The following is a 26426-nucleotide window of genomic DNA, read 5'->3' on the forward strand; positions in this document are numbered from 1 at the left end:
CATTCTGGTCGTGGGGCTGTTTATTTCTCACTACGCGCCCCCCGCCGAGGCGGCGCCGCCGGCCGCCGGGGGGGCCCCCCCCCCCGCCCGGCCCGCCCCCCCGTCCGTGTCCCCCTACCGACGCAGAACGAAAGAGCAGCGCCCATGGCCCGCGACCTCACCCCCGGCACCGGCCACCGACGCGGCCGGCTGAGGGTGTACCTCGGCTCCGCCCCCGGTGTCGGCAAGACCTACCGGATGCTGGACGAGGCCCGGCGCAGACGGGACCGCGGCGCGGACCTCGTCGTCGGCTGGATCGAGTGCCACGGCCGCCGGCACACCGAGGCCATGCTCGACGGCCTGGAGGTCCTGCCGCGCGCCCACCGCTCCTACCGGGACACCGACTTCGAGGAGATGGACCTCGACGCCGTGCTGGCCCGCCGGCCCGCCGTCGTCCTGGTCGACGAACTCGCCCACACCAACATCCCCGGCGGCCGCAACGCCAAGCGCTGGCAGGACGTCGAGGAACTGCTGGACGCCGGGATCGACGTCATCACCACCGTCAACGTCCAGCACCTGGAATCCCTGAACGACGTGGTCCGCAAGATCACCGGCATCCCGCAGCGCGAGACCGTCCCGGACGAGGTGGTCCGCCGGGCCGACCAGATCGAACTCGTCGACATGGCCCCCCAGGCGCTGCGCCGCCGGATGGCCCACGGCAACGTCTACCGGGCGGAGAAGGTGGACGCCGCGCTCTCCCACTACTTCCGGGTCGGCAACCTCGCCGCCCTGCGCGAACTCGCCCTGCTCTGGGTCGCCGGGCGGGTCGACGAGGGCCTGCGCGACTACCGGGCCAGCCACGACATCGACCGGGTCTGGGAGACCCGCGAGCGCGTCGTGGTCGCCCTCACCGGCGGCCCCGAGGGCGAGACGCTGATCCGCCGCGCCGCCCGCATCTCGGACCGCACCGCGGGCGGCGACCTGCTCGCCGTCCACGTCACCCGCAGCGACGGCCTGGCCGGCGCCTCCTCCGGCACGCTCGCCCAGCAGCGGCAGCTGGTGGAGACCCTCGGCGGCAGCTACCACGTGGTCGTCGGCGACGACATCCCCACCGCGCTGCTCGCCTTCGCCCGCGCCCACGACGCCACCCAGCTCGTCCTCGGCACCAGCCGGCGCGGCCGCACCGCCCGCTTCCTCACCGGCCCGGGCATCGGCGAGACCACCGTGGACGCCTCCGAGGACATCGACGTCCACATGGTCACCCACGCCTTCACCGGCCGCGGCCGGCTGCCCGCCCTCGGCCGCCGCCACTCCCGGCGGCGCACCGTCGCCGGCTTCCTCGCCGGCCTGGTGGTGCCCTGGCTGCTGACCGCGCTGCTCTCGCAGGCCCACGGGAGCGTCAACCTCACCACCGACGCGCTGATCTTCCAGCTCGGCGTGGTCGCCGTCGCCCTGCTCGGCGGCGCCACCTCCGCGCTGGTGGCCTCGCTGGTCGCCTCGGTGCTGCTCAACTACTTCTTCATCCCGCCCGTCCACGACTTCACCATCGGCGAGACCAACAACATCATCGCCCTGGTGGTCTTCGCCGCCGTCGCGCTGACCGTCTCCACCGTGGTCGACCACGCCGCCCGGCTCACCGCCAGGGCCGCCCGGGCCACCGCCGAGGCCGAGACCCTCTCCACCCTGGCCGGCAGCGTGCTGCGCGGCGCCGACGCGCTGCCCGCCCTGCTGGAGAAGTCCCGCACCGCCTTCGGCATGCGGACCGTCGCCCTGCTGGAGCGCACCGGCGGTGACGTGCTGGCCTCCTGCGCCTCCCCCGACGGCGACGGGGACGGCGACGGCGGCGGTGACGACGGCCGCGACGCCGGCGCGGGCGGCGGGGGAGGCGGGGACGGCCACGGGACCGGACCCGGACAGGCCCTGGCCACCACCGAGGTCCCGGTCGGCGCCGACGCCGTCCTCGTCCTCACCGGCCGCCGGCTGCCCGCCGCCGACCAGCGCGTCCTCACCGCCTTCGCCGCGCACGTCGCCGCCGCCCTGGAACGCGACCGGCTCGCCGTGGTCGCCGCCGAGGTCGAACCGATCAAGGCCGCCGACCGGATGCGCACCGCCCTGCTCGCCGCCGTCAGCCACGACCTGCGCACCCCGCTCGCCGCCGCCCTCGCCTCGGTCGGCTCGCTGCGCAGCCCCGACGTCGAGTTCTCCCCCGAGGACCGCGCCGAACTCCTCGCCACCGCCGACGAATCCCTCGTCAGACTCACCCGGCTGGTGGACAACCTGCTCGACATGAGCCGCCTCCAGGCCGGCGCCCTCACCCTGCACCTCGCCGAGACCCACCTCGACGAGATCCTGCCGCGCGCCCTCGACTCGCTCGCCGACCCCTACGCGCCCGTCCAGCCGCTCGACCTGGAGAGCGCCCCGCCCGTCCTCGCCGACCCGCCGCTGCTGGAGCGGGTGCTCGCCAACGTGATCACCAACGCGCTGCGGCACAACGCCCCCGGCGCGCCCGTGCTGGTCGCCGCCAGCCACCACGCCCAGCGGGTCGAACTGCGGGTGATCGACCGCGGCCCCGGCATCGCCCCCGAGGACCGCGACCGGGTCTTCCTGCCGTTCCAGCGCCTCGGCGACACCGACAACACCCAGGGCGTCGGCCTCGGCCTCGCCCTCTCCCGCGGCCTGGCCGAGGCGATGGGCGGCAGCCTGGAGGTCGAGGACACCCCCGGCGGCGGCACCACCATGCTGCTCACCCTGCCCGCCGCGAAACCGCTGTCCGAGGGGGAGGCCCCCGCATGAGCGAGATCCTGGTCGTCGACGACGAGCCCGCGCTGCTGCGCACCCTGCGGATCAACCTGGGCGCCCGGCAGTACGCCGTGCGCACCGCCGCCACCGGCGGCGAGGCCCTGGACCGCGCCGCGCGCAGCAGCCCCGACGCCGTCCTGCTCGACCTCGGCCTGCCCGACCTGGACGGCATGGAGGTCCTGCGCGGCCTGCGCCGCCGCAGCGCGGTGCCGATCATCGTGCTGTCCGGCCGCTGCGGCGCCGCCGACAAGGTCGACGCGCTGGACGCGGGGGCCGACGACTACCTCACCAAGCCCTTCCTGATGGAGGAACTGCTGGCCCGGCTGAGGGCCGTGCTGCGCCGCCCGCCGTTCGCCGGCCCGGCGGCGCCCGCGCCGGTGATCGGCGACCACACGGTGGACCTCGCCGCCACCACCGTGACCGGTCCCGGCGGGCCGGTGCGGCTCACCCCGACCGAGTGGCGGATCCTCGCCCTGCTGCTGGCCAACCCGGGCCGGCTGGTGCCCGGGCGGCAGATCCTGCGCGAGGTCTGGGGGCCGGCCCAGGAGCGGCGCGGCAACTACCTGCGGGTCTACCTGGCCGGACTGCGCCGCAAGCTGGAGCGCGATCCGGCCCGGCCGCGCCACCTGATCACCGAGCCGGGGATCGGCTACCGCTACGAGCCCTGAGGGTCCCGGGCGTCAACGAGCCGTCAGGAGCGGCCGCCCCGGCGGCAACGGGGCGTCAAGGGCCGCCGGAAGCGCCCGTTCGCGGGCGTAGCGTCAGCGGTGAGGAAGCGGCGTCCCGCTCCGTGTGGGGGATGCCGGGGCGCCGCTCCGCCGCTGCGGCGGCCGAGGGTGGGGGAGGGGCGCGCGGTACCGATGCCGCGCGCCCCGATCACTCGTTCGGCCCGCGTCCGTCCGTGCCGTCCGACTGCCGGGGGAGCGCCAGCGCCACCGTGTCGGCGAACTCGCGCACCGCGCTGGTCCGGCTGACCACCCGTCCGCTGTGCACCACCAGCCGGCTGTGCCCGCCCGCCAGCGCCCCGGCCAGGCTGTCCCCGCGCACCGCCAGCAACTCGGCCGGGAAACCGGCGTCCACCCGCACCGGCGGCAGCCCGAGTGCCAGCCGCGCCTGGTTGGACACCGCGTCGTACGCGCCCTCGACGTCCAGCACGCCGCCCGCCGCCAGCAGGTACGCGGCCTCCAGCGGGTCGGCCCGCCCGACCGGGTTGGCGCCGTCCCGCAGCGATCCGCTGCCGGCCACCAGCGGCACCCGGGCCTTCACCAGCTCGCGCAGCAGTGCCGCCCGCGGCCCGGGGGCCGGGTCGGGCCCCAGCCCCTCCAGCCCCGCGCAGCCGCCGTTCTGCGGCAGGCAGACCACCCGGACCCCGGCATTGGCCAGCACCGTCGAGGCGCCCGGCGCGAGCGAGCCGCAGGGCCCGAGCACCACCCGGGGCCGCAGCGGCGCGAGCGCGCCGGCCAGCCGGGCCAGCCGGCCCGGGTCGGCGGCGGTGGTGTGCAGGTCCACCGGGCAGTCCGCCTCCCGGGCGGCCTCCAGCAGCAGCTGGACGTAGCCCGCCGGGTCCGGGTCCAGTTCGGGGCAGCCGCCGGCCGCGGTGGCGCCGAGCTTGAGCGCCTCCCGCAGCTGGGCCCGGCCGTCCGCCCCGGCCCGGCCGGTGAGCAGCCGGGGCATCGCCACCGCCTGCAGCTCGGCGAGGCCGCGCAGCGCCTGCTGGGCGGTGAGCACCGCCTCCAGCCGGCGCAGTCCGTGCACGTCGCCGATCCGGACGTGGGTGCGCTGGGCGGTCGCGCCGTAGCCGAGCGAGGTCAGCGCGGCCTCGGTGACCCGCCGGGTGAGGTCGGTGGACGTCTCCGGCGGCGGTGCGGGCAGCGCGGCGGAGAAGGCGACGTCGTAGTGCGCGTGGGCCTCGGCCGGGGCCGGCAGCAGCAGGTAGCCGCGCAGGTCGATCCGGGCCCCGGTGGTGACGGTGGGGGCGCCGGGCAGGGCGGGCAGCGGGCCGAGTCCGCCGGCGGTGCCGACCGCCTGGATCCGGTCCCCGCTGATCCGCACGTCCACCACCCGGCCGTCCGCCAGCCTGGCTCCGGTGAGCAGCAGGACGGGTCCGTGCCCGAGCGGGTTGGCGGCCGGTCCGGATCCGGGCTGCGGTCCGTCGGCGGCTGCGCTGTCCATCGCCCGGCTCCTTCTCGCGTCCGGCTCCTGCTGGCGTCAATGAGCGCCGAGCCTACGGGGGGAGGCCCCGGGGTGCCGGGAGGCGGGCAATAGTCGTATCGGGTCGGGCCGCGGCCGCGGGGGCCGGTCGAACGCCCGGCCTTCGATCGACCGGCCGTGCGCGCCGCGGACCTGCGGACTTCGCCGCCGGATACGGATTTCACCTCTGGGCGCGGAACGTGTAATCTCTTCCTCGTTCGCCCCTATAGCTCAGTCGGTAGAGCGTCTCCATGGTAAGGAGAAGGTCTGCGGTTCGATTCCGCATGGGGGCTCTGGTGAGAAGGAGTCGGCTTCGGCCGTGCTCCGGATCACTGTGGCGGTGTAGCTCAGTTGGTAGAGCAAGCGGCTCATAATCGCTGTGTCACCGGTTCAAGTCCGGTCACCGCTACCCCGCGTAGTCGGTCGGGAGATCGCACTCCCGGTCGGCTACTCTTGTCTGTGTTCTCATTCATTGTCCAAGGAAGGCACTCCCGTGGCTGCCACCGACGTCCGCCCGAAGATCACGCTGGCCTGCGTGGAGTGCAAGGAGCGGAACTACATCACCAAGAAGAACCGGCGTAACGACCCGGACCGTCTTGAGATGAAGAAGCACTGCCCCCGCTGCAACTCGCACACCGCGCACCGCGAGACCCGCTGACCCTGTCGCAGGGCGCCGGGCCTGTGTGAATTCAGGTCTACGACTCCGGGCCGCATCCCTCACTGGGTTGCGGCCCGGAGTTTTTTCGTTTGTCCACCGCGTTTCCGAGGAGCTCCGCCGATGGCACTCGACCCCTCCTTCATCGGGCGGACGTATCCGCCCACCGAACCGTACGAGGTCGGCCGCGAGAAGATCCGTGAGTTCGCCGTCGCCGTGGGGGACGCCAACCCCGCGTACACCGACCCCGAGGCGGCCAAGGCGTTCGGTCACCCGGACGTGATCGCCCCGCCGACCTTCCCGATCGTGCTCAGCATGCGGGCCTCCGCCCAGGTCGTCCAGGACCCGGAGCTCGGCCTCGACTACAGCCGGGTGGTGCACGGCGACCAGAAGTTCGCCTACACCCGCCCGGTGCGGGCCGGTGACCGGCTGACCGTCACCGTCACCGTGGACAACATCAAGTCGCTGGCCGGCAACGACGTGCTCACCGTGCGCGGCGAGATCGCGGACGAGTCCGGCGAGCACGTGGTGACGTCCGTCATGACCCTGGTGGCCCGGGCCGCCGACGAGAAGACGGGGGAGTGAGCCCGATGACGGTCCGCTACGACGAGGTGGAGGCCGGCACCGAGCTGCCGGCGCAGTCCTTCCCGGTGACCCGCGCCACCCTGGTGCAGTACGCGGGGGCCTCCGGCGACTTCAACCCGATCCACTGGAACGAGAAGTTCGCCCTGGAGGTCGGCCTGCCCGACGTCATCGCGCACGGCATGTTCACCATGGCCGAGGCGGTCCGGGTGGTGACCGACTGGGTCGGCGACCCGGCCGCGGTGGTCGAGTACGGCGTCCGGTTCACCCGTCCGGTGCCGGTGCCCAACGACGGCGTCGGCTCGGTGATCGAGGTCACCGGCAAGGTCGCCAAGCTGCTCGACGACAACCGGGTCCAGGTGGACCTGGTCGCGACCTACGCGGGCCAGAAGGTGCTCGGCATGTCCCGGGCGGTCGTCCGGCTGGCCTGAGCGCGCCCCGGCCCGGGCGGGGCCGCGGACCCGGCCCCCGTACGCTGGGGGGCGTGCTGGAAGAACTCGACGCCCCCCTCGCCCCGCTGACCACCCTGCGGCTCGGCGGCCCGGCCCGCCGCCTGGTGACCGCGCACACCGACGACGAGGTGATCGCCGCCGTCCGCGCAGCGGACGCGGCGGGGGAGCCGCTGCTGGTGATCGGCGGCGGCTCCAACCTGGTGATCGGCGACGCCGGCTTCCCCGGCACCGTGCTGCGGATCGCCACCACCGGTTTCGACCTGGACGGCACCGCGCTGGAGCTGGCGGCCGGTGAGGTGTGGGCCGACGCGGTGGCCCGCACCGTCGACGCGGGCCTGGCCGGCATCGAGTTCCTGGCCGGCATCCCCGGCTCGGCCGGTGCCACCCCGGTGCAGAACGTCGGCGCGTACGGCCAGGAGGTCGCCCGGACGGTCACCGAGGTGGTCGCCTACGACCGCCGCTCCGGCACGACCGTCACCCTTGGCAACGAGGCCTGCGCCTTCTCCTACCGGCACAGCCGCTTCAAGGCGGAGCCGGACCGCTACGTGGTGCTGCGGGTCCGCTTCGCGCTGGAGGACGCCGGCGGTCTTTCCACCCCGGTCCGCTACGCCGAGGTCGCCAAGCACTTCGGGGTGGCCCAGGACGAACGGGTCGGCCTGCGCGAGGCGCACGACGCGGTGCTCGGCCTGCGGGCCGGCAAGGGCATGGTGCTGGACGCCGCGGACCACGACACCTGGTCGGCCGGCTCCTTCTTCACCAACCCGGTGCTGAGCGCCGAGCAGTACGCCGCCTTCCTGGCGGTGGCCGCCGGCCGCGAGCTGACCGCCCCCGCCTACCCGGCGCCGGACGGGTGCACCAAGACCTCGGCCGCCTGGCTGATCGACAAGGCCGGGTTCGGCAAGGGCTACGGCAGCGGCCCGGCGACCCTCTCCACGAAGCACACCCTGGCGCTCACCAACCGCGGCGCCGCCACCACCGAGGACCTGCTCGCGCTGGCCCGGGAGATCCGGGACGGCGTGCGGGCGGCCTTCGGGGTGGAGCTGGTCAACGAGCCGGTGCTGGTGGGCGTCCGCCTCTAGGCGCGCCGCGGGGCGCGTCCCGGCCCCGTGGCCGGCGGCTCAGGCGGTCAGCCAGGCGTCGATGTCGGCCAGCAGTTCCTTCCGCACGCTCTCGGGCGCGCACGAGCCGCGCACCGACTGGCGGGCCAGCTCGGCCAGCTCCTGGTCGGAGAAGCCCAGCACGTCACGGGTCAGGTCGTACTGGGCGGCGAGCCGGGTGCCGAACAGCAGCGGGTCGTCGGCGCCGAGCGCGAGCGGCACCCCGGCGTCGAACAGCCGTCGCAGCGGGACCTGCTCGGCGTGCTCGTAGACGCCGAGCGAGACGTTGGAGGACGGGCAGACCTCGCAGGTGATCTGACGGTCGGCCAGCCGCTGCATCAGCCGTTCGTCCTCGGCCGCCCGCACGCCGTGGCCGATCCGGCCGGCGCCGAGGTCGTCCAGGCAGTCCCGGACGGACTCCGGGCCGGCCAGCTCGCCGCCGTGCGGGGCGGCCAGCAGCCCGCCCTTGCGGGCGATGTCGAAGGCCCGGTCGAAGTCGCGGGCCAGGCCGCGCCGCTCGTCGTTGGAGAGGCCGAAGCCGACCACGCCCCGGTCGGCGTACCGGACGGCGAGCCGGGCCAGGGTCCGGGCGTCCATCGGGGACTTCATCCGGTTGGCGGCGACCAGGACCCGGATGCCGACCCCGGTGGCCGCGGCGGCGTCGTCCACCGCGTCCAGGATCAGTTCCAGGGCGGGGATCAGACCGCCCAGCCGGGGCGCGTAGGAGGTCGGGTCGACCTGGATCTCCAGCCAGCGGGAACCGTCCCGCCGCTCGTCCTCGGCGGTCTCGCGGACCAGCCGGCGGATGTCGCTCTCGTCGCGCAGGCAGGAGCGCGCGGTGTCGTAGAGGCGCTGGAAGCGGAACCAGCCGCGTTCGTCGGTGGCCCGCAGCTCGGGCGGCTCGCCGGAGCTGAGCGCCTCCGGCAGCCGGACCCCGTGCTTGTCGGCCAGTTCGAGCAGGGTGGCCGGGCGCATCGAGCCGGTGAAGTGCAGGTGCAGGTGGGCCTTCGGGAGGTCCCTGACGTCTCGCGGGTTCAGCAGGCGTTCCATTCACGAATCCTGCCGTATCGGGGGGTGCTACGGGAACCGCCCTCCTCCCGTCCCCCGAAGGGGTGGAAAGAGGGCGGTCCGGTCAACCGTGGCTTGACGACCTCAGTCGCGGGCCTCCGCCAGCAGCTTCTGGATGCGGCCGACGCCCTCGGCGAGGTCGGCGTCGCCCAGCGCGTAGGAGAGCCGCAGGTAGCCGGGGGTGCCGAAGGCCTCGCCGGGGACGACCGCGACCTCGGCCTCGTCCAGGATCAGCGAGGCCAGCTCGGCGGAGGTCTGCGGGCGCTTGCCGCGGATCTCCTTGCCGAGCAGGGCCTTGACGGACGGGTAGACGTAGAACGCGCCCTCGGGCTCGGGGCAGACCACGCCGTCGATCTCGTTGAGCATCTTCACGATGGTGCGGCGGCGCCGGTCGAAGGCGGTGCGCATCTCGTGGACGGCGGAGAGGTCGCCGGAGACGGCGGCCAGGGCGGCGCGCTGGGCGACGTTGGAGACGTTGGAGGTGGCGTGCGACTGCAGGTTGGTCGCGGCCTTGATCACGTCCTTGGGGCCGATCACCCAGCCCACCCGCCAGCCGGTCATCGCGTAGGTCTTGGCGACGCCGTTGACCACGACGGTCTTGTCGGCCAGCTCGGGCAGCAGGGCCGGCAGCGAGGTGAACTCCGCGTCGCCGTAGACCAGGTGCTCGTAGATCTCGTCGGTGAGCACCCACAGGCCGTGCTCCAGCGCCCAGCGGCCGATCGCCTCGGCCTCGGCCCGGGTGTAGACCGCGCCGGTCGGGTTGGACGGCGAGACGAAGAGGACCACCTTGGTGTTCTCGGTGCGGGCGGCCTCCAGCTGCTCGACCGAGACCTTGTAGCCGGTGGTCTCGTCGGTCACGACCTCCACCGGCACGCCGCCGGCCAGCTGGATCGACTCCGGGTAGGTGGTCCAGTACGGCGCCGGGACGATGACCTCGTCGCCCGGGTCGAGGATCGCCGCGAACGCCTCGTAGATCGCCTGCTTGCCGCCGTTGGTCACCAGGACCTGCGAGGCGTCCACCGCGTAGCCGGAGTCGCGCAGCGTCTTGGCCGCGATCGCCTCCTTCAGCTCCGGCAGGCCGCCGGCCGGGGTGTAGCGGTGGTTCTTCGGGTCGCGGCAGGCGTCGACGGCCGTCTCGACGATGTAGTCCGGGGTGGGGAAGTCCGGCTCGCCGGCGCCGAAGCCGATGACCGGACGGCCGGCCGCCTTGAGGGCCTTGGCCTTGGCGTCCACGGCGAGGGTGGCGGACTCGGCGATCGCGCCGATCCGGGCCGAGACGCGGCGGTCGGCGGGGCGGACGGAACTGTCGGGCTGCGGGGTGGAAGCGCTCATGCCTGCATGGTCGCAGACCGCACACGGGCCGGGCATGGCGGTTTCACCATATGTACGGGGCCGTCCACATGGCGGCCCGGCGCGGCCCGGGCCACGACCGGAAAAGAAGAGGTTCGACCAAACGCCCTCCGACCACGTACACTCACTGCTCGACGGCCACCGAACGAACCGGAGCCTCCGCCGCCGTACAGAACCTGTACGGAGATCGACGGAAGATGCGGTAGGTTGGTGGTCGCTACTGGGGCCGCGAGGTTCCGTAGGGCAATAGCTCAATTGGTAGAGCACCGGTCTCCAAAACCGGCGGTTGGGGGTTCAAGTCCCTCTTGCCCTGCTGCTTGATCCGTATTCAGCCCGTTCGCTCCACAGAGCGAGCGGGCTTGATGCGGAGAGGGCGCCGATCAGCACCGTTAGCCGGCCGCTCGTGCCTTTTCGGGGTACGCAGTCGACGCTCGGCAGGACCCGGATTCAGGTGAGGACGAGTGACGGAGACCACGGGCTCCACCGCAACGCCTGAGAGCGGCAACCCCGAGGGGACCGACGGCGCTGCCGAGACCACGCCCGCGGAGGGCGAGTCGCGTCGCAAGCGCTCTGGCGACAAGAAGTCCGGCAAGCGGGCCAAGAAGGGCGCGTTCGCCCGCCTCGCCCTCTTCTACCGGCAGATCATCGCCGAACTGCGCAAGGTCGTCTGGCCGACCCGCAACCAGCTGGTGAGCTACACCACCGTGGTGGTCGTGTTCGTCGTGATCGTGATGGCCTTCGTGTCCGGTCTCGACTACGGCTTCTCCAAGGCAGCCCTCTGGATCTTCGGCTGACGCAGCCGTTCACCTTCGAAACAGCTTCCCCGACCCGGGCCGTTCCTCGGCCCGGGTCGAGCTGTCTGCGTCGGCGGGACGAGGCCGCTACCGTTGACTCGGTACTGTTGAAGTCTCCGAGGCGAACTTCCGGCGACCGCGTGAGCGGAGCGTCGCCGGTCCGTCGCGGAGCGCGCCACCTTCACCATCTCCAGGAAAGAAGCAGCCACCGTGTCTGAGTCCCCCCTGTACGACGCCGACGAGACCGTCCGCGAGGCGGATGTCGCCGCCGAGGACGCGGCCGAGCTGGCTGACGACGTCGAGACCGACGAGCAGCAGATCGTGGACGCCGTCGACGCCGACGAGGACGAGGCCGAGGCGGCCGACGAGGCCGCGGCCGGGGAGTCGGCCGAGGAGGCCGCGCTGCACGTGGAGTCCGACGAGGACGAGACCGAGGGCGAGACCGAGGAGGCGGCCGAGGCCGTCGCCGAGGAGGAGGCCGCCGCCGAGCCGGCCGAGGAGGTCGACCCGGTCGCCAAGTTCCGCGAGGACCTGCGGTTCATGCCGGGCGAGTGGTACGTGATCCACACCTACGCCGGCTACGAGAACCGGGTGAAGCAGAACCTGGAGCAGCGCGCCGTCTCCCTCAACGTCGAGGAGTACATCTTCCAGGCCGAGGTGCCGCAGGAGGAGGTCGTCCAGATCAAGAACGGCGACCGCAAGACCATCCGCCAGAACAAGCTCCCCGGCTACGTCCTGGTGCGCATGGACCTCACCCCCGAGTCCTGGGGCGTCGTGCGCAACACCCCCGGTGTCACCGGCTTCGTCGGCAACGCCTACGACCCGTACCCGCTGACCCTGGACGAGGTCGTCAAGATGCTCGCCCCCGACGTGGAGCGCCAGGCCGCGAAGGAGGCGGGCAAGGCCTCCCCGGTCCGCCCGGTCGAGGTCCAGGTGCTCGACTTCGAGGTCGGCGACTCGGTCACCGTCACCGACGGTCCGTTCGCGACCCTGCAGGCGACCATCAACGAGATCAACCCCGACTCGAAGAAGGTCAAGGGCCTGGTCGAGATCTTCGGCCGGGAGACCCCGGTCGAGCTCTCCTTCGACCAGATCCAGAAGAACTAGTCCCACGGTCTTCGGATTCGGGGCGGGGCCGTGGGCCCCGCCCCGAATCCGTTTTGGTCCAGCGACGCCGAGGCGTTAGCCTGGTCCGATGTGTGTGCTGGCGACCGGGTGTCGCCCCGGTTCGGCGCACACCAGCAATCACCTCTCGGAAGGACCCGGAGAGACATGCCTCCCAAGAAGAAGAAGGTCACGGGGCTTATCAAGCTCCAGATCAACGCCGGTGCGGCCAACCCGGCTCCGCCGGTCGGCCCCGCGCTGGGTCAGCACGGCGTCAACATCATGGAGTTCTGCAAGGCCTACAACGCCGCGACCGAGTCGCAGCGCGGCATGATCGTGCCGGTGGAGATCACGGTCTACGAGGACCGTTCCTTCACCTTCATCACGAAGACGCCGCCGGCCGCGCGCCTCATCCTGAAGGCCGCCGGTATCGAGAAGGGCTCCAGCGAGCCGCACAAGACCAAGGTCGCGAAGCTCACCAGCGCCCAGGTCCGCGAGATCGCCACCACCAAGATGCCCGACCTGAACGCCAACGACCTGGACGCCGCGGAGAAGATCATCGCCGGCACCGCCCGGTCGATGGGCATCACCGTCGAGGGCTGATCACCCCTTCTCGTCCCCCGTGGTAGGGCCTGCGCTGGCCCGTGAATACCACAACTCCCATCACCATTCAGGAGCAGCTATGAAGCGCAGCAAGGCCCTGAAGGCCGCGGACGCCCAGGTCGACCGCGAGCGCCTTTACGCCCCCCTTGAGGCCGTCCGCCTCGCCAAGGCGACCAGCACCAGCAAGTTCGACGGCACCGTCGAGGTCGCCATGCGTCTGGGTGTCGACCCGCGCAAGGCCGACCAGATGGTCCGCAGCACCGTGATCCTCCCGCACGGCACCGGTAAGACCGCTCGGGTCCTGGTCTTCGCGACCGGCGAGCGTGCCGAGGCCGCGCGTGCTGCGGGTGCCGACATCGTCGGTGCCGACGAGCTCATCGACGAGGTCGCCAAGGGCAAGCTGGACTTCGACGCCGTCGTCGCCACCCCGGACCTCATGGGCAAGGTCGGCCGCCTCGGCCGCGTGCTCGGTCCCCGTGGCCTGATGCCGAACCCGAAGACCGGCACCGTCACCCCCGATGTCGCCAAGGCTGTCAACGACATCAAGGGCGGCAAGATCGAGTTCCGCGTCGACAAGCACTCGAACCTCCACTTCATCATCGGTAAGGCCTCCTTCACCGACGAGCAGCTGGTCGAGAACTACGCCGCCGCGCTGGACGAGGTGCTCCGCGCCAAGCCGTCCGCCGCCAAGGGCCGCTACATCAAGAAGACCGCGTTCTCGACCACCATGGGCCCCGGCATCCAGGTGGACCCGAACCGCACCCGCAACCTCCTCGTCGAGGAGGACCCGGCCGCGGTCTGATCGCAGTCGTCGTCCGTACGGCGGGCCCGTACCCCCTTCGCCGGGGGTGCGGGCCCGCCGTCGTTTCCCGATCGATACCCCCGGCGCGGCGAACGGCCGCCCGGTCCGTCGTACGCTCGCCCGGTCCGCCCGCGTGCCCCCGCCCAGGGGGCCGCCGCCGTCCGAACCGCCGGAGAGTGTGCCGTGCCCGCCGTCCGCCCCGCCGCCAAGGGAGCGGCCCTGCTGCTGCTCGCCGCCGGCCTGACCGCGTGCAGTGTGCTCGCCGTGTCCGGCGACCGCACCCCGATCAGCGACCGGCCCACCGTGCGCCCGCCCCGGCAGGTGCTGCTGTCCGCCTCCCAGCGGCTGGACGACGCGGGCGGGGCCCGGGTCCGGGTGGTCCGGGAGGGGCCGGCCGGGCGGCGCGGCGCCGACGGGACGCTCTCCTGGGGCGCCAGCGACTCGGCCGAGCTGACCGTCACCGACGAGCTGGGCACCGGGCGGCTGCACAGTCAGGACGGCGCGCTGGAGCTCGGCTACCCCGGAGCGGCGCCCAGGACGGCGGACCGGTCCAGGGCGGAGTCGCTGGACCCGGCGGCGGCCGGGGCGGCCGGCTGGGCCGGTGGCTGGATCACCGACCTGCTGTCCAACCCGGGCGGGCCGGCGCACACGATGGCGCTGGCCGGCCGGCTCACCCCGCTCGGCGGCGAGGAGCTGAACGGCGGGACGGTCGCGCACTACCGGGGCACCGCGTCGGTGGCGGACTACTTCGGCGCCGACGAGGGGCTGAGCCCGGCGCGGCTGACCGAGGTGCTGGGCTACTACGAGCGGAACGGGGTGGAGACGCTCGACTACGAGTTCTGGGTGGCGCCCGGGGACCGGCTGCTGCGGGTGCGGTCCACCGTCCGCGGCACGACCGGCGCGGTGGTGACCACCACGGACATCACCGAGGGCGCCGAGCCCGCGGCCGAGCCGTCCGCGGAGCCGCCCCCCGCCGCCGAGCCGTCCGGCGCGCCCTCGGCGGTCCCCTCCGCCGCCCGCACGCCGTAGGGGCGGCCGTGCGGCCGAGTGGCGGGGGGTGCCATCGGGCCGGAGGAGGCCGGGTGGCAAGGTGGGCAGGAGCGGACGCCGCGGCTCGTGCGGGCGTCCGGCCGGATCAGTGGCACTTCTTCGGGGAGGCGTGGATGGCGGTGCGGCAGCGGCTGGCGGCGGTGGTCGCCGTCGCGGTGCTGGCGGGCGGGTGCAGCTCGGCCGGCGCCCCGGAGCCGTCCTCCTCGACGAGCGCGCCCGGCTCCCCGACGCCGACGCCCAGCAGCGCCTCGCCGACCTGGCCGGCCAAGCCGACCGACCGCTCCCCGCACGGGGTGCTGCTCTCCGCCCAGCTGGCCATGCAGACCGCCCGCCGGGCCAAGGTGAGCTACCGGCTGGGCGCGGACGCCGGCTCCGGGCCGCTGTTCTGGCAGCCGAAGACCGCGCTCCAGGTCAAACGTTCCACCCCGGCCGCCGCCGAGCAGCTGATCGTGGTGGACACCGTGGCCTACGAGGGCGGCGACGCGGCCACCGCGGCCCGGCTGGGCGGCAAGCACTGGGAGCGGTTCGCCGGGCCGCCGGGGCCGGACGGCCACCGGGAGACCCCGTACGCGGGGCTGATCGACCTGCTCAACCCGGTGGTGGCGCTGGCCGCCGCGACCGCCGACGGGATCACCGTCCAGTACGTCGGCGAGGAGAAGCTGGAGGACTCGGCCGTCGAGCACTACCGGGTGGCCACCGACGCGGCCCGCTACGCGGCGGCGCAGACCCAGCTCACCCCGGCCCGCCGGGAGGGCCTGCGGACCGCGCTGGCGCCCGGCGGCTCGGCCTCGCTCACCCTGGACCTCTGGCTGAACGACAAGGACCAGCTGGTCCGGATGGACCGGACCGGGACGGGGGACAGCGGCCGGCTGGACGACTCGGTGCTCTACACCGAGCCCGGCGGCCCGCTCTCGGCGCAGGCCCCGGCGGAGGCGGACACCGTGGACACCGGCACCCGCAGCGTCTCCCCGCTGGCCCGCTGAGCGCCCCCACACCGCCGCGGGGGCGTCCGGGGGGGGGGAGTGTCCGGGGCGAGCGATTTGCCCCGGGCGGCGGCCTCCGGTTACTGTTGCCGAAGCCAAAGACCGCTGGTTGTCGCCGTGCGCCCGATGGGGAGTGCGCGACCGAAGGACCTGTGCTTCATGCGCAGGCAGCCCGCGCAGGACTGTTTGGAGCTTTGACCTCCGGGTCGCGTGCCCCGCACGTGGATCCGTCGAGTTCACACCGAGCCCCGTGCGCCTGCGCACCGGGGCTCATCTGCTTTTCCGCAGGGGCTTTCCTCCGTCCGGTGGTCCGAGGCGCGAATGGTCGACTCTCGCGGTCGGCCTGACTTCGACATCACGGAAGGAGGCGTAAGCCTATGGCTAGGCCCGACAAGGCTGCTGCCGTCGCCGAGATCACGGAGCTTTTCCGTGGCTCGAACGCGGCCGTGCTGACCGAGTACCGCGGTCTGACGGTGAAGCAGGTCAAGACCCTGCGTCGCTCGCTGGGTGACAACGCCCAGTACGCCGTGGTGAAGAACACGCTGACCAAGATCGCGGCCAATGAGGTCGGGATCACGGAGCTCGACGACCTGTTCGCCGGTCCGACGGCTGTCGCCTTCGTCACCGGTGACCCGGTGGAGTCGGCGAAGGCTCTGCGTGACTTCGCCAAGGAGAACCCCGCTCTCGTCATCAAGGGCGGTGTCCTTGACGGCAAGGCGCTGTCCGCCGACGAGATCAAGAAGCTCGCGGACCTTGAGTCCCGCGAGGTGCTGCTCGCCAAGCTGGCGGGTGCCATGAAGGCCAAGCAGTCCCAGACTGCCGCGCTCTTCCAGGCCCTGCCCTCGAAGCTCGTCCGCACGGTCGAGGCGCTTCGGGAGAAGGTCGAGCAGGGCGGTGCCGGTACGCCGGCTCCCGCCGCCGAGGAGACCGCGGCCGAGTGATCGGCCGAGGCCCTGCCTCGCTGCGGGCCCGTACGCCCGCCAATCCGTACATCCGGCACCACCTGCCGATTTAGTGGAAGGACGCCAATCATGGCGAAGCTGTCCCAGGACGAGCTGCTCGCGCAGTTCGAGGAGCTCACCCTCATCGAGCTGGCCGCGTTCGTGAAGGCCTTCGAGGAGAAGTTCGACGTCACCGCCGCCGCCCCGGCCGCCGCCGTCGTCGTTGCCGGCGGTGCCGGTGGCGCCGAGGCCGCTGCCGAGGAGCAGGACGAGTTCGACGTCATCCTCGAGTCGGCCGGCGACAAGAAGATCCAGGTCATCAAGGAGGTGCGCACCCTGACCTCCCTCGGCCTGAAGGAGGCCAAGGACCTCGTTGACACCGCTGGTGCCAAGGTCCTGGAGAAGGTTGCCAAGGACGTTGCCGAGAAGGCCAAGGCCGCCCTTGAGGGCGCCGGCGCCAAGGTCACCGTCAAGTGACTTCGCCCCGGCCCTAGTGGCCGGGAGGCACTTCTGAGCCCCCTCCGAGGGGGCCCGGGCCGGGCCGATCACCCCTGTGGTGGTCGGCCCGGCCTTTTGCGTTCCCCGGCCCCGCGGGCCGCCCCGTGCGTGGACACACCGGTGTGGCCGAACGCTCACTCGGCACTGTCGGTGCGGGCGGGTATGGTGATCGCTGTCATCGGGTGTGGCTCCGACCACGGCTTCTGTAACGCCGGGGCGGTCCGGCGCGATGAACGGGTCGAGGCCCGCGCCGGAGGCGGGCCCTTGACGAACCCGGCACGGCGCGCGATTCTCAAGGCGCGAGTCGGCCCGGTTGGTCCGCCGCCGGATGCATAACCGGCGGCTCCGGAGGGAAGTGACTCCACGTGAGTCGTGGGCCCGGCGAGTCCGGGCCGGTGCAGTACCCGGCGGGCGTCCGCGCCCGACGGCTACCGGGAGGAGTCTCCGATTCGGTCTCCGAATCAGAGCTGGACAGCAGTGTCGCCTTTGGCTACACTGTCCCTTTGCGCTGCCTGTTAGCTTCTCCGTGACTCGTCGCCCGGAGTTTGCGTTGCCCCGAAGGGGTCTGGCACCACCTCCGCAAAGCGGCTCTGACCTGGGGTTTCGATCCCGGCAGAGGCCAGTGGCGAGGGAGGCGGGACCAAGCCCGTGAAGGCCCGGCTGGTACGCGCGTAGTGAGCTCCGAGCCCTCGGAAGGACCCCCCTCTTGGCCGCGCCGCGCAACGCCTCGAACAATTCCGCCGCATCCACCGCCCCGCTCCGCGTCTCCTTCGCGAAGATCAAGGAGCCCCTCGAGGTCCCGAACCTCCTGGCCCTGCAGACCGAGAGCTTTGACTGGCTGCTCGGCAACGCGGCCTGGAAGACCCGGGTCGAGGAGGCGCTGGAGAACGGTCTGGACGTCCCCACCAAGTCCGGTCTGGAGGAGATCTTCGAGGAGATCTCGCCGATCGAGGACTTCAGTGGGTCGATGTCGCTGACCTTCCGCGACCACCGTTTCGAGCCGCCGAAGAACTCCATTGACGAGTGCAAGGACCGCGACTTCACGTTCGCCGCCCCGCTCTTCGTCACGGCCGAGTTCACCAACAACGAGACCGGTGAGATCAAGTCTCAGACGGTCTTCATGGGCGACTTCCCGCTCATGACCCACAAGGGCACGTTCGTGATCAACGGCACCGAGCGTGTCGTCGTGTCGCAGCTCGTCCGCTCCCCGGGCGTGTACTTCGACTCCACCCTGGACAAGGTCTCCGACAAGGAGATCTACTCCTGCAAGGTCATCCCCTCGCGTGGTGCCTGGCTGGAGATGGAGATCGACAAGCGCGACATGGTCGGCGTGCGCATCGACCGCAAGCGCAAGCAGTCGGTCACCGTGCTGCTCAAGGCCCTCGGCTGGACCAACGAGATGATTCTCGAAGAGTTCGGCGAGTACGAGTCGATGCGCGCCACCCTGGAGAAGGACCACACCCAGGGCCAGGACGACGCGCTGCTGGACATCTACCGCAAGCTGCGTCCGGGCGAGCCGCCGACGCGCGAGGCCGCGCAGACGCTGCTGGAGAACCTGTACTTCAACCCGAAGCGCTACGACCTCGCCAAGGTCGGCCGCTACAAGGTGAACCGCAAGCTCGGCAACGCCGAGTCGCTGGACTCCGGTGTGCTCACCGAGCCCGACATCATCAACGCGATCAAGTACCTGGTCAAGCTGCACGCCGGCGAGGTCGACTGGCGTGACGAGACCGGCCGCGACATCGTGGTCGAGGTCGACGACATCGACCACTTCGGCAACCGCCGCCTGCGCAACGTGGGCGAGCTCATCCAGAACCAGGTCCGTACGGGTCTCGCCCGTATGGAGCGCGTCGTGCGCGAGCGCATGACCACCCAGGACGTCGAGGCGATCACGCCGCAGACCCTGATCAACATCCGGCCGGTCGTCGCCTCCATCAAGGAGTTCTTCGGCACCAGCCAGCTGTCGCAGTTCATGGACCAGACGAACCCGCTGTCGGGCCTGACCCACAAGCGCCGTCTGTCCGCCCTCGGCCCCGGCGGTCTCTCCCGTGAGCGCGCCGGCTTCGAGGTCCGTGACGTGCACCCCTCGCACTACGGCCGCATGTGTCCGATCGAGACCCCCGAAGGCCCGAACATCGGTCTGATCGGCTCGCTGGCCTCGTACGGCCGGGTCAACGCGTTCGGCTTCATCGAGACCCCGTACCGCAAGGTCGTCGACGGCGTGGTCACCGAGCAGGTCGACTACCTGACCGCCGACGAGGAGGACCGCTACGTCATCGCCCAGGCGAACGCCCCGCTGACCGCGGACCTGCACTTCGCCGAGCCCCGCGTCCTGGTCCGCCGCCGTGGTGGCGAGATCGACTACATCCCGGGCACCGAGATCGACTACATGGACGTCTCGCCGCGCCAGATGGTGTCGGTCGCGACCGCCATGATCCCGTTCCTGGAGCACGACGACGCCAACCGCGCGCTCATGGGCTCGAACATGATGCGCCAGGCGGTGCCGCTGCTGAAGAGCGAGGCCCCGCTGGTCGGCACCGGCATGGAGTACCGCTGCGCCGTCGACGCCGCCGACGTCATCACCGCCGAGAAGGCGGGTGTCGTCCAGGAGGTCTCGGCCGACTACGTCACCGTGGCCAACGACGACGGCACGTACACCACGTACCGCGCCGCCAAGTTCACCCGCTCCAACCAGGGCACCGCCTTCAACCAGAAGGTGCTCGTGGACGAGGGCGCCCGGGTCGAGGTCAACCAGGTGCTGGCCGACGGCCCGTGCACCGACGAGGGCGAGATGGCCCTCGGCAAGAACCTGCTCGTGGCGTTCATGTCGTGGGAGGGTCACAACTACGAGGACGCGATCATCCTGTCGCAGCGCCTCGTGCAGGACGACGTCCTCTCCTCGATCCACATCGAGGAGCACGAGGTCGACGCCCGTGACACCAAGCTCGGCCCCGAGGAGATCACCCGGGACATCCCGAACGTCTCCGAGGAGGTCCTCGCCGACCTCGACGAGCGCGGCATCATCCGCATCGGCGCCGACGTCGTCACCGGCGACATCCTGGTCGGCAAGGTCACCCCGAAGGGCGAGACCGAGCTGACCCCGGAGGAGCGCCTGCTCCGCGCGATCTTCGGCGAGAAGGCCCGCGAGGTCCGCGACACCTCGCTGAAGGTCCCGCACGGTGAGTCCGGCAAGGTCATCGGCGTGCGCGTCTTCGACCGCGAAGAGGGCGACGAGCTGCCCCCGGGCGTGAACCAGCTGGTCCGCGTCTACGTGGCCCAGAAGCGCAAGATCACCAACGGTGACAAGCTCGCCGGCCGCCACGGCAACAAGGGCGTCATCTCCAAGATCCTGCCGGTCGAGGACATGCCGTTCCTGGAGGACGGCACCCCGGTCGACATCATCCTCAACCCGCTGGGTGTCCCGTCCCGAATGAACCCGGGACAGGTCCTGGAGATCCACCTCGGGTGGCTCGCCAAGCAGGGCTGGGACGTCTCCGGCCTCGCCGACGAGTGGGCCCAGCGCCTGCAGGCGATCGGCGCCGACACGGTCGAGGGCGGCACCAACCTGGCCACCCCGGTCTTCGACGGCGCCCGCGAGGACGAGATCACCGGCCTGCTGGACAACACCACGCTCACCCGTGACGGTGCGCGCCTGGTGAACTCCACCGGCAAGGCCCGGCTGTTCGACGGCCGCTCCGGCGAGCCGTTCCCGATGCCGGTCTCGGTCGGCTACATGTACATCCTCAAGCTGCACCACCTGGTCGACGACAAGCTGCACGCCCGCTCGACCGGCCCGTACTCGATGATCACCCAGCAGCCGCTCGGTGGTAAGGCGCAGTTCGGTGGTCAGCGCTTCGGTGAGATGGAGGTGTGGGCCCTTGAGGCGTACGGCGCGGCCTACGCGCTGCAGGAGCTGCTCACCATCAAGTCCGACGACGTTCTCGGCCGCGTGAAGGTCTACGAGGCCATCGTCAAGGGCGAGAACATCCCCGAGCCCGGCATTCCCGAGTCCTTCAAGGTCCTCATCAAGGAAATGCAGTCGCTCTGCCTCAACGTGGAGGTGCTGTCCTCGGACGGCCAGTCCATCGAGATGCGGGACTCCGACGAGGACGTGTTCCGCGCCGCCGAGGAGCTCGGCATCGACCTGTCCCGGCGCGAGCCGAGCAGCGTCGAAGAGGTCTGACGGAGGTGGGGCCGGCTGCCCGCTGAGCAGCCGGCCCGCCCCCAGGCCCCCCTCAGACCACACGAACGACTCTCGACTTACGAAAGAGGGCTTGACGACCAGTGCTTGACGTCAACTTCTTCGACGAGCTCCGCATCGGCCTGGCCACCGCCGACGACATCCGCCAGTGGTCGCACGGCGAGGTCAAGAAGCCGGAGACCATCAACTACCGCACCCTGAAGCCCGAAAAGGACGGCCTCTTCTGCGAGAAGATCTTCGGCCCCACCCGGGACTGGGAGTGCTACTGCGGTAAGTACAAGCGCGTCCGCTTCAAGGGCATCATCTGCGAGCGCTGCGGCGTCGAGGTGACCCGCGCCAAGGTGCGTCGTGAGCGGATGGGCCACATCGAGCTGGCCGCCCCGGTCACCCACATCTGGTACTTCAAGGGCGTGCCGTCCCGCCTCGGCTACCTGCTGGACCTGGCGCCGAAGGACCTCGAAAAGGTCATCTACTTCGCCGCCTACATGATCACCTGGGTCGACGACGAGCGCCGCCAGCGCGACCTGCCGTCCCTGGAGGCGCACGTCTCGGTCGAGCGCCAGCAGATCGAGAACCGCCGCGACTCCGACCTCGAAGCCCGCGCCAAGAAGGCCGAGACCGACCTGGCCGAGCTGGAGGCCGAGGGCGCCAAGGCCGACGTGCGCCGCAAGGTGCGCGAGGGCGCCGAGCGCGAGATGAAGCAGCTGCGCGACCGCGCGCAGCGCGAGCTCGACCGCCTCGACGAGGTGTGGGCCCGCTTCAAGAACCTCAAGGTCCAGGACCTTGAGGGCGACGAGCTGCTCTACCGCGAGCTGCGCGACCGCTTCGGCACCTACTTCTCCGGCTCGATGGGCGCGGCGGCCCTCAAGGACCGCCTTGAGACCTTCGACCTGGCGGAGGAGTCCGAGCGCCTGCGCGAGATCATCCGCACCGGCAAGGGCCAGAAGAAGACCCGTGCGCTGAAGCGCCTCAAGGTCGTCTCGGCGTTCCTGCAGACCACCAACAAGCCCAACGGCATGGTGCTGGACTGCGTCCCGGTCATCCCGCCGGACCTGCGTCCGATGGTGCAGCTGGACGGTGGCCGCTTCGCGACCTCCGACCTGAACGACCTGTACCGCCGCGTCATCAACCGCAACAACCGCCTGAAGCGGCTTCTCGACCTCGGCGCGCCCGAGATCATCGTGAACAACGAGAAGCGCATGCTCCAGGAGGCCGTCGACGCGCTGTTCGACAACGGCCGCCGCGGCCGTCCGGTCACCGGCCCGGGCAACCGCCCGCTGAAGTCCCTCAGCGACATGCTGAAGGGCAAGCAGGGTCGTTTCCGCCAGAACCTGCTCGGCAAGCGCGTCGACTACTCGGCCCGTTCGGTCATCGTCGTCGGCCCGCAGCTCAAGCTGCACCAGTGCGGTCTGCCCAAGGCCATGGCGCTGGAGCTCTTCAAGCCGTTCGTGATGAAGCGCCTGGTCGACCTGAACCACGCGCAGAACATCAAGTCGGCCAAGCGCATGGTCGAGCGCGCCCGTCCGGTCGTGTGGGACGTCCTCGAAGAGGTCATCGCCGAGCACCCGGTCCTGCTGAACCGTGCGCCCACCCTGCACCGCCTCGGCATCCAGGCCTTCGAGCCGCAGCTGGTCGAGGGCAAGGCCATCCAGATCCACCCGCTCGTCTGCACCGCGTTCAACGCGGACTTCGACGGTGACCAGATGGCCGTCCACCTGCCGCTCTCCGCGGAGGCGCAGGCCGAGGCCCGCATCCTGATGCTGTCCTCGAACAACATCCTGAAGCCGGCCGACGGCCGCCCCGTCACCATGCCGACCCAGGACATGGTGCTCGGCCTGTTCTTCCTGACCTCGGACCGCGAGAACGTGAAGGGCGCCGGCCGCACCTTCTCGTCGACCGCCGAGGCGATCATGGCCTTCGACGCCCGCGAGCTGGACGTCCAGGCCCCGATCGAGCTGCGCCTGCCCATCGGCACCGTCCCGCCCCGTGGCTGGACCCCGCCGCTGGACGAGGACGGCCAGTCGTCCTGGTTCGAGGGCGAGTCCTTCCGCCTGAAGACCACCCTGGGCCGCGCGCTCTTCAACGAGCTGCTGCCCGAGGACTACCCGTTCGTCGACTACGAGGTGGGCAAGAAGCAGCTCTCCGCGATCGTCAACGACCTGGCCGAGCGCTACCCCAAGGTCACCGTCGCGGCGACCCTGGACAACCTGAAGGCGGCCGGCTTCCACTGGTCGACCCGTTCGGGTGTCACCGTCTCCATCTCGGACGTCATCGTCCCGCCGAGCAAGCCCCAGATCCTTGAGGGCTACGAGGCGAAGGCGGAGAAGGTCCAGAAGCAGTACGAGCGCGGTCTGATCACCAACGACGAGCGCAAGCAGGAGCTCGTCGGCATCTGGACCCAGGCGACCAACGAGGTCGCGGACGCCATGGCCGCGAACTTCCCGAAGACCAACCCGATCTTCATGATGGTCGACTCGGGCGCCCGTGGAAACATGATGCAGATGCGCCAGATCGCCGGTATGCGCGGTCTGGTGTCCAACGCCAAGAACGAGACCATCCCGCGACCCATCAAGGCGTCGTTCCGTGAGGGCCTCACCGTTCTGGAGTACTTCATCTCCACCCACGGTGCCCGTAAGGGTCTGGCGGACACCGCTCTGCGTACCGCCGACTCCGGCTACCTCACCCGTCGTCTGGTCGACGTCTCCCAGGACGTCATCATTCGCGAGGAGGACTGCGGCACCGAGCGCGGCCTGAAGCTGGCCATCGGCACCGTCGGCGCGGACGGCGTCCTGCGCAAGACGGACGACGTCGAGACCAGCGTCTACGCCCGCATGCTCGCCGAGGACATCACCGTCGACGGCAAGCTGCTGGCCACGGCCAACACCGACCTCGGTGACGTCCTGATCGACGAGCTGATCCGCCACGGCATCGCCGAGGTCAAGACCCGCTCGATCCTGACCTGTGAGTCGGCCGTCGGCACCTGCGCCATGTGCTACGGGCGCTCGCTGGCCACCGGCAAGCTGGTCGACATCGGTGAGGCGGTCGGCATCATCGCCGCCCAGTCCATCGGTGAGCCCGGTACCCAGCTGACCATGCGTACCTTCCACACCGGTGGTGTGGCCGGTGACGACATCACCCAGGGTCTGCCGCGTGTCGTCGAGCTCTTCGAGGCCCGTACCCCCAAGGGTGTGGCCCCGATCTCGGAGGCCCAGGGCCGGGTCCGCATCGAGGACACCGAGAAGACCCGCAAGATCGTCGTCACCCCGGACGACGGCACCGACGAGATCGCCTACCCGGTCTCCAAGCGTGTCAAGCTCCTGGTGAGCGAGGGCGAGGCGGTCGAGGTCGGCCAGAAGCTGACCATGGGTGCCACCAACCCGCACGACGTCCTGCGCATCATGGGCCAGCGTGCCGTCCAGGTCCACCTGGTCGCCGAGGTCCAGAAGGTCTACAACTCGCAGGGTGTGTCGATCCACGACAAGCACATCGAGATCATCATCCGGCAGATGCTCCGCCGCGTGACGATCATCGAGTCGGGCGACGCCGAGCTGCTCCCGGGCGAGCTCGTCGAGCGCGGCCGCTTCGAGCAGGAGAACCGTCGCGTGGTCTCCGAGGGCGGTCACCCCGCCTCCGGCCGTCCGCAGCTGATGGGTATCACCAAGGCCTCGCTGGCCACCGAGTCCTGGCTGTCGGCCGCCTCCTTCCAGGAGACGACCCGGGTCCTCACCGACGCGGCGATCCACGCCAAGTCGGACCCGCTGCTGGGCCTCAAGGAGAACGTCATCCTCGGTAAGCTCATCCCGGCCGGTACGGGTCTGCCCCGCTACCGCAACATCCGGGTCGAGCCGACCGAGGAGGCCAAGGCCGCCATGTACTCGGCCGTCGGCTACGACGACTACGACCTGTCGCCCTTCGGCGCCGGCTCCGGCCAGGCGGTCCCGCTGGACGACTACGACTACGGCCCGTACACCGGCTGAGTCCACGGTCCCCGTCCGCAGGGCGGCCACCCCCTCCCGGGGTGGCCGCCCTGCGGCGTTCCCGGGGGGCGGAGGGAAACGGATTAGGGTTCTGGGGCGAAGTCGCGTAAGATCGTGTTCACCGACGCGGGGTGGAGCAGCTCGGTAGCTCGCTGGGCTCATAACCCAGAGGTCGCAGGTTCAAATCCTGTCCCCGCTACTGCATCGAAGGGCCCGGAGGCTTCAAGCCTCCGGGCCCTTCGGGTTTTCCGGGCTCCGGTGGGCGGGGGAGGGCGGGCGGGCGTGGTGGGGCGGATTTTCGGTGGCGGGTGGGCGGGGGGAGCCGTACCGTCCGGGGCATGAACGCGAAGCGGCCGCTGATCGCCGTCCTCACCGGCGCAGGGATCTCCACCGACTCGGGCATTCCCGACTACCGAGGCCCGAACGGGCTCTGGCAGCGCGATCCGGACGCGCAGCGCCTGGTCACCATCGGCCCGTACCTGGACGACCCGGAGGTCCGCCGGCAGGCCTGGCGGATGCGGGCCGGGACGGGGGCGCTCGCCGCCGAGCCGAACGCGGGGCACCGGGCGCTGGTCGGGCTGGAACGTTCCGGGCTGCCGGTGCGGATCCTGACCCAGAACGTCGACGGGCTGCACCAGCGGGCCGGGCAGACGCCCCGCAAGGTGCTCGAACTCCACGGCACCGCGCGGGAGGTGCAGTGCGTGGCGTGCCGGGTGACGGGCCCGATGGAGGAGGCGCTGGAACGGGTGGCGGCGGGCGAGGCGGACCCGGAGTGCCGGGACTGCGGCGGGATCCTGCGGCCGCGCACCGTGATGTTCGGCGAGCAGCTGGACCCGGAGGTGCTGCGGCAGGCGGACGCGATCAGCCGGGCCTGCGAGCTGTTCATCGTGGTCGGCACCAGTCTGCAGGTCTTCCCGGTCGCCGGGCTGCCGTACAACGCGGTGAAGACCGGCTCCCGGCTGATCATCGTGAACGGTGAGCCGACGCCGTTCGACGAGGCGGCGCAGGAGGTCGTCCGGGAGCCGATCTCCACCGCCCTGCCGGCGCTGGTCCGGCGGCTGGTCGCCCGGTACGCCTGACCGCCGTCCCGGGGCGTCCCGGGGCGTCCCGGGGCGTCCCGGGGCGTCCCGGGGTGTTCCGGGGTGTTCCGGGGCGGAGAATTCGGTGACGACCGGGTGACGACGTTCCGAACTGGCCGCTCCCGGTGGCCGGTTCTGCGCTACGCTGCCGCGCGGAGCGGCGTGGCCGGGTTCCGGCCACCCGGGGAGGCCGCCCGGGCGGGCGCGCCCGCGCGCCGCACC

Annotated in this window: 20 protein-coding genes and 4 tRNA genes; 21 read left to right on the top strand and 3 right to left on the bottom strand. The window is 71.5% G+C overall.

The window, feature by feature from the left end; translation table 11 throughout:
* Nucleotides 1–144: 144 nt before the first annotated feature.
* Nucleotides 145–2772: an ATP-binding protein gene (locus ACFXAM_RS10175; protein ID WP_380289399.1), complete on the top strand. Its 2628-nt coding sequence runs from the start codon at nucleotides 145–147 to the stop codon at nucleotides 2770–2772.
* Nucleotides 2769–3446: a response regulator gene (locus ACFXAM_RS10180; RefSeq protein ID WP_380289401.1), complete on the top strand. Its 678-nt coding sequence runs from the start codon at nucleotides 2769–2771 to the stop codon at nucleotides 3444–3446. Before ACFXAM_RS10175 ends, ACFXAM_RS10180 begins: the two co-directional genes overlap by 4 nt.
* Nucleotides 3447–3654: 208 nt before the next feature.
* Here ACFXAM_RS10180 and ACFXAM_RS10185 read toward each other — a convergent pair whose 3' ends face one another.
* The gene (locus ACFXAM_RS10185) at nucleotides 3655–4950 is read right to left on the bottom strand and encodes a hydrolase (protein WP_380289402.1); all 1296 of its coding nucleotides are present in this window, start codon (nucleotides 4948–4950) and stop codon (nucleotides 3655–3657) included.
* Nucleotides 4951–5188: 238 nt separating this feature from the next.
* Between ACFXAM_RS10185 and ACFXAM_RS10190 the strand changes: the two genes are divergently transcribed.
* The 6 genes from ACFXAM_RS10190 (at nucleotide 5189) to ACFXAM_RS10215 (ending at nucleotide 7736) form a co-directional block, all read left to right on the top strand.
* Nucleotides 5189–5261: transfer RNA gene (locus ACFXAM_RS10190), tRNA-Thr, on the top strand.
* A gap of 43 nt (nucleotides 5262–5304) precedes the next feature.
* Nucleotides 5305–5377: transfer RNA gene (locus ACFXAM_RS10195), tRNA-Met, on the top strand.
* An 84-nt stretch (nucleotides 5378–5461) separates the two neighbouring features.
* A complete protein-coding gene (gene rpmG / locus ACFXAM_RS10200; protein WP_006604855.1) occupies nucleotides 5462–5626 on the top strand; it encodes a 50S ribosomal protein L33 in 165 nt (54 codons plus the stop codon).
* Between the two features lie 120 nt (nucleotides 5627–5746).
* The gene (locus tag ACFXAM_RS10205) at nucleotides 5747–6208 is read left to right on the top strand and encodes a MaoC family dehydratase N-terminal domain-containing protein (RefSeq protein ID WP_380289403.1); all 462 of its coding nucleotides are present in this window, start codon (nucleotides 5747–5749) and stop codon (nucleotides 6206–6208) included.
* Nucleotides 6209–6213: 5 nt separating this feature from the next.
* Nucleotides 6214–6636 (top strand): MaoC family dehydratase, encoded by a 423-nt coding sequence (locus ACFXAM_RS10210; protein ID WP_380289455.1) that lies wholly within the window; start codon nucleotides 6214–6216, stop codon nucleotides 6634–6636.
* Nucleotides 6637–6689: 53 nt separating this feature from the next.
* The gene (locus tag ACFXAM_RS10215) at nucleotides 6690–7736 is read left to right on the top strand and encodes a UDP-N-acetylmuramate dehydrogenase (RefSeq protein ID WP_380289404.1); all 1047 of its coding nucleotides are present in this window, start codon (nucleotides 6690–6692) and stop codon (nucleotides 7734–7736) included.
* A gap of 39 nt (nucleotides 7737–7775) precedes the next feature.
* Here the strand turns inward: ACFXAM_RS10215 and ACFXAM_RS10220 are convergent, their stop codons facing one another.
* Together ACFXAM_RS10220 and ACFXAM_RS10225 are read right to left on the bottom strand one after the other, a co-directional pair.
* A complete protein-coding gene (locus tag ACFXAM_RS10220) occupies nucleotides 7776–8804 on the bottom strand; it encodes an adenosine deaminase (protein WP_380289405.1) in 1029 nt (342 codons plus the stop codon).
* A 102-nt stretch (nucleotides 8805–8906) separates the two neighbouring features.
* Complete coding sequence (locus tag ACFXAM_RS10225; RefSeq protein WP_380289406.1) at nucleotides 8907–10154, bottom strand: pyridoxal phosphate-dependent aminotransferase; 1248 nt, start codon at nucleotides 10152–10154, stop codon at nucleotides 8907–8909.
* A gap of 258 nt (nucleotides 10155–10412) precedes the next feature.
* Here ACFXAM_RS10225 and ACFXAM_RS10230 point away from each other — a divergent pair.
* From ACFXAM_RS10230 to ACFXAM_RS10290, 13 genes are all read left to right on the top strand, one after another.
* Nucleotides 10413–10485 (top strand) — tRNA-Trp (locus tag ACFXAM_RS10230).
* 148 nt (nucleotides 10486–10633) lie between these two features.
* On the top strand, nucleotides 10634–10966 hold the full coding sequence (gene secE / locus ACFXAM_RS10235) for a preprotein translocase subunit SecE (RefSeq protein ID WP_380289407.1): 333 nt from the start codon (nucleotides 10634–10636) through the stop codon (nucleotides 10964–10966).
* A 210-nt stretch (nucleotides 10967–11176) separates the two neighbouring features.
* Complete coding sequence (gene nusG, locus ACFXAM_RS10240; RefSeq protein WP_380289408.1) at nucleotides 11177–12073, top strand: transcription termination/antitermination protein NusG; 897 nt, start codon at nucleotides 11177–11179, stop codon at nucleotides 12071–12073.
* 165 nt (nucleotides 12074–12238) lie between these two features.
* Nucleotides 12239–12673: a 50S ribosomal protein L11 gene (gene rplK, locus ACFXAM_RS10245; RefSeq protein WP_224278191.1), complete on the top strand. Its 435-nt coding sequence runs from the start codon at nucleotides 12239–12241 to the stop codon at nucleotides 12671–12673.
* A 79-nt stretch (nucleotides 12674–12752) separates the two neighbouring features.
* The gene (gene rplA / locus ACFXAM_RS10250) at nucleotides 12753–13475 is read left to right on the top strand and encodes a 50S ribosomal protein L1 (protein WP_350542338.1); all 723 of its coding nucleotides are present in this window, start codon (nucleotides 12753–12755) and stop codon (nucleotides 13473–13475) included.
* A gap of 183 nt (nucleotides 13476–13658) precedes the next feature.
* A complete protein-coding gene (locus ACFXAM_RS10255; protein WP_380289410.1) occupies nucleotides 13659–14504 on the top strand; it encodes a hypothetical protein in 846 nt (281 codons plus the stop codon).
* 134 nt (nucleotides 14505–14638) lie between these two features.
* A complete protein-coding gene (locus ACFXAM_RS10260; protein ID WP_380289412.1) occupies nucleotides 14639–15508 on the top strand; it encodes a hypothetical protein in 870 nt (289 codons plus the stop codon).
* Between the two features lie 377 nt (nucleotides 15509–15885).
* Nucleotides 15886–16449, top strand: coding sequence for a 50S ribosomal protein L10 (rplJ, locus tag ACFXAM_RS10265; protein WP_380289414.1), 564 nt, complete (start codon nucleotides 15886–15888; stop codon nucleotides 16447–16449).
* A 90-nt stretch (nucleotides 16450–16539) separates the two neighbouring features.
* Nucleotides 16540–16926, top strand: a complete 387-nt coding sequence (gene rplL / locus ACFXAM_RS10270; RefSeq protein ID WP_380289416.1) for a 50S ribosomal protein L7/L12 — start codon at nucleotides 16540–16542, stop codon at nucleotides 16924–16926.
* Between the two features lie 727 nt (nucleotides 16927–17653).
* Nucleotides 17654–21130 (top strand): DNA-directed RNA polymerase subunit beta, encoded by a 3477-nt coding sequence (gene rpoB / locus ACFXAM_RS10275; RefSeq protein ID WP_380289418.1) that lies wholly within the window; start codon nucleotides 17654–17656, stop codon nucleotides 21128–21130.
* 101 nt (nucleotides 21131–21231) lie between these two features.
* Nucleotides 21232–25125 (top strand): DNA-directed RNA polymerase subunit beta', encoded by a 3894-nt coding sequence (locus ACFXAM_RS10280; RefSeq protein WP_380289420.1) that lies wholly within the window; start codon nucleotides 21232–21234, stop codon nucleotides 25123–25125.
* A gap of 125 nt (nucleotides 25126–25250) precedes the next feature.
* Nucleotides 25251–25324: transfer RNA gene (locus ACFXAM_RS10285), tRNA-Met, on the top strand.
* Nucleotides 25325–25463: 139 nt separating this feature from the next.
* Nucleotides 25464–26204: an NAD-dependent deacetylase gene (locus tag ACFXAM_RS10290; protein ID WP_380289422.1), complete on the top strand. Its 741-nt coding sequence runs from the start codon at nucleotides 25464–25466 to the stop codon at nucleotides 26202–26204.
* The last annotated feature ends 222 nt before the right edge of the window (nucleotides 26205–26426 follow it).

This window comes from Kitasatospora sp. NPDC059462, assembly GCF_042749955.1.
Classification (GTDB): Bacteria; Actinomycetota; Actinomycetes; order Streptomycetales; family Streptomycetaceae; genus Kitasatospora.